Annotated in this window: 5 protein-coding genes and 2 pseudogenes; all 7 read right to left on the bottom strand. The window is 70.0% G+C overall.

Annotated elements, in window-relative coordinates; genetic code table 11:
* Positions 1-245 precede the first annotated feature (245 nt).
* Positions 246-1,058, bottom strand: coding sequence for an AAA family ATPase (locus VF468_05960; GenBank protein HEX5877857.1), 813 nt, complete (start codon positions 1,056-1,058; stop codon positions 246-248).
* Positions 1,055-1,735: pseudogene (locus VF468_05965) on the bottom strand (Mu transposase C-terminal domain-containing protein). Before VF468_05965 ends, VF468_05960 begins: the two are co-directional and overlap by 4 nt.
* A gap of 46 nt (positions 1,736-1,781) precedes the next feature.
* Positions 1,782-2,084, bottom strand: coding sequence for a hypothetical protein (locus VF468_05970; protein HEX5877858.1), 303 nt, complete (start codon positions 2,082-2,084; stop codon positions 1,782-1,784).
* Positions 2,081-4,015: a site-specific integrase gene (locus VF468_05975; GenBank protein HEX5877859.1), complete on the bottom strand. Its 1,935-nt coding sequence runs from the start codon at positions 4,013-4,015 to the stop codon at positions 2,081-2,083. The genes VF468_05970 and VF468_05975 overlap by 4 nt, the downstream gene beginning before the upstream one ends.
* Positions 3,984-4,982, bottom strand: a complete 999-nt coding sequence (locus VF468_05980) for a tyrosine-type recombinase/integrase (protein HEX5877860.1) — start codon at positions 4,980-4,982, stop codon at positions 3,984-3,986. Before VF468_05980 ends, VF468_05975 begins: the two co-directional genes overlap by 32 nt.
* Before the next feature lie 181 nt (positions 4,983-5,163).
* A pseudogene (locus tag VF468_05985) lies at positions 5,164-5,937 on the bottom strand (DDE-type integrase/transposase/recombinase).
* Positions 5,938-6,010: 73 nt separating this feature from the next.
* Complete coding sequence (locus VF468_05990; GenBank protein HEX5877861.1) at positions 6,011-6,412, bottom strand: helix-turn-helix domain-containing protein; 402 nt, start codon at positions 6,410-6,412, stop codon at positions 6,011-6,013.
* Between the last annotated feature and the right edge of the window lie 475 nt (positions 6,413-6,887).

A 6,887-nucleotide genomic window follows, 5' to 3' on the forward strand; every position in this document is an offset into this window, starting at 1 on the left:
CGCGGCCCCGGGTACCGTGGCTCGGTGATTTCCTCGAGCGTCGCCCGCGCGGTGGTCTCGACAGTTCTCGACTGGTATCAGGAGCACCGCCGGGACCTGCCGTGTGTTGAACGGCGCTCAGGATGAGGATGACGGCGTCACTGATGGTGAGGATGTTCTGAGGGTGTGAAGAGGCCCGCCGACGTGGTCGGCGGGGCCTTCGTGTTCGTGGTGTCGGGTTGGTGATCAGGCCGTCGCGGGGGTGTTCATTCGGCGGTGACTTCGGTGACGGCGGCGCGGGCGCTGGATTCGTCGACGATGGCCTTGTTGGTGGCGTAGGCGGCGACGAGGGCTTGGATGGCGAGGTTGTTTACCGCGCGGGGTAGGCCGCGGGAGACCTGGTGGATCAACGCGGTCGCGTCGTCGCTGAACAGCGTGTCGGATCGCCCGGCGAGTTTCAGGTGGTGGGTGAGGTAGCCAGCGGTCTCGTCGCCGGTCATCCCGGCCATGGCGTAGCGCAGGGTGATGCGTTGATCGAGGGCGGCGAAGGTGCCCAGCTTGATCCGGCGCCGCAGGGTGGGCTGTCCGACGAGCAGGCATGCGAACGGCGAGTGGGAATCCATGTCGGCGTTGGTGAGCAGCCTGAGCTCCTCGAGCTGGTCGGGAGAAAGCAGGTGGGCTTCGTCGAGGACGACGATGGTGGTGCGGCCGCGTTCGTGTTCCTCGGCGGCGAGTAGGTCGGTGGTCTGCGGGATCAACGCAGCCTTGTGGAAACGCGGGACTCCGCCGAGGGCGGTGACGATGCTGCCGTAGAGGCCGCGGCCGCCGACGGCGGGGTTGCCGAGGTAGATGACGGTGTGCCGGCTCGCGTCGAGGCCGGCGAGGGCGGCGCGGATGGCGACGGTCTTGCCGGCGCCGACCTCGCCGGTGATCACGCCGAGGCCCCGTTCGTTGATGCACCAGCCGGTCCGGGCGACGGCTTCGGCGTGCGCGGTGTGGCGGTGCAGCATCTGCGGCGCCAGGCCCCGGCCGAACGGGGTCTTGGAAAAGCCGTAGTGGGATTGGAGCTTCTCGATCATGGGAGCACCTCACGGTTCTGGGTGAGCGAGCCGTCGGCGCCGGTCTCGTCGCCGATCTGGTTGTCGTTGATGCCGGGCATCGGCCCTTGGCCGGGCAGGGGTCCGTCGGCTAACTGGGAGTAGCGGAGCCGGTCGGCGAGTTCGGTGGTGTGGCGGGCTTCGACGAGTCCGAGGTAGTTGATCCCGGTCGCCGCCGCCGCCGGGGCCGCGGTGGTGTCGTCGGGGCGGGCTTTGTGGTGGACGTGCCGCCCGATCGTGTGTGGGACCGCGGCTCCCATCGGCCGCCCGTGCCAGCGGACCTCGATGCGGGTGAGGTCGAACGGGTCGAACACCAGCTCCACCTTCCGTCCGACCAGGGCGGCGTCGACCTGGTAGCGGTTGCCGTGCAGCCCGACGGTCGCGGTCTTGGTCACGGTGCGCCACTCCGACCACAAGAACGCCTCCCGCAGCTGGGCCGGGGTGGGCAGCGGCGGGGTGATCACCGACCAGCGATCCCACGGGGTCTGCCTAGTCTCGGAGTGGGCGCGGCGGTGGTAGACGGTCTCCACCCACGCGGTGAACAAGGTGTTCAGCTGCTCGATGTCGTCGAGCTCGCGGCCGGAGCCGATCTCGACCAGGAACTGCTCCCGGACGGTCCGGAAAACCCGCTCGATCTTCCCGCGTCCCTCGGGTTAACCGGCTAATATCCCTTGGTCTTCGATGCTGGGTCGAGTGGCCTGGGTGCTACTTCGGTTTGCTGTTGCGGGTCAGCCGGCGGAGTTGTTCTTCGTGGCGGCGGACATTGGCCGCGACGGCCTCGAGGGCACCGCGGAGCTGGTCGATCTGCACGGCCAGGCCGGTGAGGGTGAGCGCGTCGCGTTCGCGTTGCCGGTGTTCCTCGACGAGGGCGCGGAGCTCGGGGCGTCGGTAGAGGGTTGCGCGTCCGATGCCGGCCCGTCCGGCGACGGAGCCGAAGCTGATGGGTTCGCCCGTGATGGCCAGCTCGCGGCAGGCCTGTTCCACGCGTGCGGCGAGGGTGGTGTTCATGCGCCGCCCTCGACTGTGGTGATGAGCCGGTCGAGCCGGTCGGCGAGGGCGGTGTGGCGGCTGGCCTCGGTGGTCCAGCCTCGCGCCTGGGCGTCGGCGGCCAGCGCCTCGGCGTCGATGCGTTGCGCGGCAAGGATCGGCAGGAACGTCGCGTCGGTGCGAAGGTTAGGGCAGTGCTCGCAGATGTTCGCGTAGGAGCAGGCGCCCTGGGCTGCGGTGCGTAGGCAGTAGCCGCCGGCGAGCCGGGCCTTGATCAGCGGCGCCTGCTGCCAGTCGCGTTGCCCACCGGTGACATCGGTGAGCGGCAACGGTGTGCGCTCGGGCAGGACCGGGCCGAGGCGGGCCTTGGCCAGGGTGAGGGCTTTCTCGTAGTCGGCGCGCACGGTGGCGTCGAACAGCCGGCCGTAACGCAGGCTCATCTCGGCCGAGACATGGCCGAGCAAAGCCATCAGGGCCTGCAGGGAGACTCCGGAGTTGACCAGGGCGGTGGCGTAGGTGTGTCGGAGCTGGTGAGGAGTCGCACCGTCCAGCCCGGCTTCGGCAGCTGCCCGGGCGAGCTCATTGCGTAGTGTGTCGATCGAGATCCGCCGACCCTGATGGGTGAGCAGGAAGTCGACCGGCTTGCCGGTGCGGGGATACGGCAGTGGGCGCCCCGATGAACGGTGCTCGACGATCCGGTCCAACAGGGACAGGGTTTCCTCGTCGATCGGCACCATCCGTTCGCTGTCCAGCTTCCCCAGCGGCACCTTCAGCCACGCCCCGGCGCCGGGAACCTCGTGCACGCAGTCCAGCTCCAGATCGCGCAGCTCGCCGATTCGCATGCCGGTGGCGCGCAGCAGCAGCAGCGCGTCGGCGCGCAGTCTGTTCGGTGAGGCGTGCAGCGCGGCGGTCAGGCGACGATCGGCGTCGGCGGGTAGGTAGCGCGGCAGCGGTCGTGGTAGCCGCGGGACGTCGCGCGGGAAGATCAGCCGGCGGGCCGGCGCGTCGGTCCATCCCCACTCGATCACATCGTCGATCATCCGGCCCACGGTGAGAATCCTGCTGCGACGTTCAGATGCCGACAGCGGCGAGCCGGTGCGCGGATTAACAGACGCCGCGGTCTCGGCGAGGTATGGCTCGATGTGCCGCTGCCGATCCAGCTCGGCCAACGAGTCCAGCGCCGGATCGAGATCGGCGATGAAGCGGACGAAGTGGCCGAGCCGGCCCGCGATGTGCGCGACGGTGTTCGCGGTGCGGGTGCCGGCGGCGCACTCGAGATAGCGAGCCAGGGACGCGGCCACCGGTTCGGGCACGCCGATGAACTGATGCCCGGCCGGGAGCTTCAGGTGCGCGGTGTTCTTCACCGGAGCGGCCACCGGAACGCCCAGGTGGTAGAGCACGGTGCGGGTGGCGGCCAGCGCAGTGCGGTAGTGCTTGAGCGGCTTGCCGTGCGCGTTCTCCCGCTCGCCGATTGCCTGAGCGAACCCGGCGAGGTCCGCCTCGGTCAGCCCGGCAAGACCGTGACCGGTCTGGATCAGCATCCGCATCAACACCTGGCTGGCCATCCCGGCCGCGGTCTTGTCGGTGAACCCGAGGGCGAGCGCAGCGGCCAAGAACCGGTCCAGGTCAGCGGCGAGCGGGCTGGTCCTGGCCTCGCGCAGCACCGCAGGCAGTTTGCGTTCCAGCAGATAGTCATAGCCAGGTCGAAGATGCCCGAACAGCATCAGATAGTTGATCAACGGGCGGGTCGAGGACCACATTCGCATCCGCGCCGGCAACGACTGGGCCGCCCACGCTTGCGGGTCGGGCCAGCGCCGCAGGAACGCGCGGGCACCCGCGGTGAAGGCGCTGTTGCCGGCGCCCCGCCCTCGCAGCGTCGCCAGATAGCCAGCCAGCAGCCCACCCGGCTCCGACGACGCACTACTGGGCGCGTTGGCGAGCGCGGGCAGCATCGTAGGAGGCACGCAGGTGCGCCGGAGCGAGATGGATGTAGGCGGCCGAGGAGTCCACATGATCATGACCGAGCAGCGCCTGCAACACCGCCAGATCCACACCGGCCTCGGCCAACGCGGTGCCGAACGAGTGCCGCAGCGCGTGCGGATGTCCGGCCGGCACCCCGGCCCGTTTTCGGTGATGACGGAACACCGTGCGCAGTCCCGCAGCGGTCAGCGGCTGTCCACGGTGTGGGCCCTTGGCGACCAGGAACAACGCCGGACTGTCGGACTCTGGCCGCTCGGCCAACAGGTAGATCTGGATCAGCCCGGCAACGTCGACATCCAGCGGCACCCGACGTTCCTTGTCGCCCTTACCGATCACCCGCACCCATCCAGTCGGGATGTCCACGTCGCGCACGGTCAAGGCCAACACCTCGGCCGACCGCAACCCGCTGAACAGCATCAGCCCCGCCATGGACCTGTCCCGGTCAGTGCGGAAACTGCCCAGCAGGGCAACAGTCTCCGCGCTGTCCAGGCCGCGAGGTAGTCGCCGTGGCTCACGCACCCGCAGCCGCGAGCGGCCCTTCGGACGTCCCAGATGCGCCAACAGCCCGGCCCGCTGCGCAGGCGTGGCCCGCCGCGCCGCACCGGACCGCGGCACCGGGCTGACCAGATCCGGGTCTCGCATCTGCCGGTACCCGAACAGCCCCGAGATCGCCGCGAGCCGGCGGTTGATCGTCGACGGCGCGTATCCCGCCGAACGACCGGTCCGCAGCCCGACCACGTTCCCACCCGCCTGGCCCGGCAGCACCGTGCCGCGGCAGAACGTCAGGAACCGCAGCAGCACATCCGTGCTCACCTGCGCCACGGAAAGATCCTGATCGACCAGCCAGCGAGCGAAGGCCAGCAGGTCGAACGCGTAGGCCCGAACCGTGCGCGGCGAGTAACCCCGATCGGCGACATACCCCAGGTACTCGTTGATCACCTGCAGATCCGGTGGGCCCTCACCATCCAGGCACCACGATCCGTCACGCAGCACCGCCCGCAACTCACCCGGCCCACTCGTCATGAGACCCAGGTATGCCAGATGTCTCACCACCAACGCAATCACCCTGTGCTTACGGCGTGTCGCGCTGTCCAGTCAGAGGGAATTAGCCGGTTAAGAGAGGCTGGCCGGGCCGGGAGTGGACCAGCCGGATCCCCAGACTGGCGCAGGCCCGCAGCAGCTGCTTGTCCACGAACGCCGACCCGTTGTCGACATAGATCGAGCCCGGGATCCCGCGGGCGGCGAGACCGCCGCGCAGCGCGGCCTCCAGCCGGACGGTGTCCTCGCGGCGGGCCCACCGGTAGCCGGTCAGCATCCGGGAATGATCATCGATGAACGCGCACAAGATCGCCTTCCGGCCGCCGACGGTGGGGCCGTGCAACGCGTCCCCGGTCCACCGCTGGTTCGGCGCGTCGGCCTCGAACCGGCCAAACGCCGCCGGTGGCTGCCCGTTCGGGCGAGTCGTGAGCTCGAGCCGGACGAAATGGCGCTGCAGGGTCCGCTCGTCCGGCGCCCAACCGGCGTGGGCCCGCAGGATCGCCGCGACCTGCGCCGCGGTCCGCTCGGGCACCTCCCGTTTCAACGCGGCGGCGAGGTCGAGCACTTCCGCCGGGGTCCGCGGCCCGACCTGTCGCGGGCTGGGCACCAGGGCGTCGAAGCCGCCGCGGCGCCAGTCCCGGATCCACCGGTCGATCGTGGCCCGCGAGGGCCGGACCGGCTGCCCGAACGGTCCTTGATGCTCAGTCTCCGCCAGTGAGCGGACCAGCCGGCCCCGTTGCCTGGTCGACAGCTCGGGGTCAGCGGCGTCGCGGATGAGCGCATACCTGAACAGACCGACCGTCCGAGCCCGCTCCGCCCGGACCTGATCCTCATTCCTGCCCTGACTACCGGTCACGTTCCCAGCTCCCTTGTCTCGTGATGAACACACGAAGGGCGAGGCTTCCCGACCAGTCGGGCGGCGCCAAGGGTCAGTTCGTGTTGGCCACCAGCACCGCCCCGCCCGGGGCGAGTAGCCGGCCACCCGTGATCGCGGAGACCAGCTGCCACGGCGACACCGCGCCGACCACCCCGAGCCGGCGACGAGCCGCGGCAGCCACCACCCCGACCACCTCGACCGCATCCGCGAACACCGACCGGGTTGGACCGATCGGGCCGTGCAGCGGGTCGAGCTCGATGAGCAGCCCGGCGAGGATCGAGCGCACCGTCTCCGCGTTCCGGCCGAACGCGCGCAGCCAGCCCCGGACCGTCGACACCGGCCGGTCCAGCAAGACGGCGATCGGTCGATGCCCGGCCCCAGCGGCCTTCTGCCGTAGGGCTGCCCCGATCACCTCGGCGGTGTCGGCCCGGCGCCACAGGCACGCCACGCTCACCAGCACATGCGTCACCCGGCAGCCAGCGCATCGGACCCGCCGCGGTCGCAGCCGCCCGACGCCGCGAACAGTCCTCGCCCGGGCATAGCCCCACCGGGCCAGGCCGCCGCCGCACGGGCAGACCAGCTCGCCCGCCGACAGTCGCCGCTCGACCTCGGCCGAATCCGTACCTACCATGATCACGGGTGCCTCCATGCACCAAGGAACGGCCCTCCCTTCCGGCCAAGGAAAGGGGAGGGCCGTTGCGCTTCCACCAACGTGATCAGATTGTCGTCGCACACCAACCGGCAGCCGCCAGATCGCCGGACTGGTGGACATCCTCACCGGCAACACCGCTGCGCCGCTACACCGTGCTCACCTCAGGTGTCGGTCAACACTCAGCGCGCTCGACCGCCCACAGTCCGAAGCCCTGAAGCTCGAGTTCGTCCTCCCAGGAGCCGATCATGGCCGCCGACGCGGCCCGGTCGTAGGTGGA

The sequence above is a fragment of the Actinomycetota bacterium genome, assembly GCA_036280995.1.
Lineage (GTDB): Bacteria > Actinomycetota > CALGFH01 > CALGFH01 > CALGFH01 > CALGFH01.

Coding starts and splice junctions, on each gene's coding strand:
- VF468_05960 (HEX5877857.1), bottom strand. CDS start 1,058: ATGATCGAGAAGCTCCAATCCCACTACGGCTTTTCCAAGACCCCGTTC.
- VF468_05970 (HEX5877858.1), bottom strand. CDS start 2,084: ATGAACACCACCCTCGCCGCACGCGTGGAACAGGCCTGCCGCGAGCTG.
- VF468_05975 (HEX5877859.1), bottom strand. CDS start 4,015: ATGCTGCCCGCGCTCGCCAACGCGCCCAGTAGTGCGTCGTCGGAGCCG.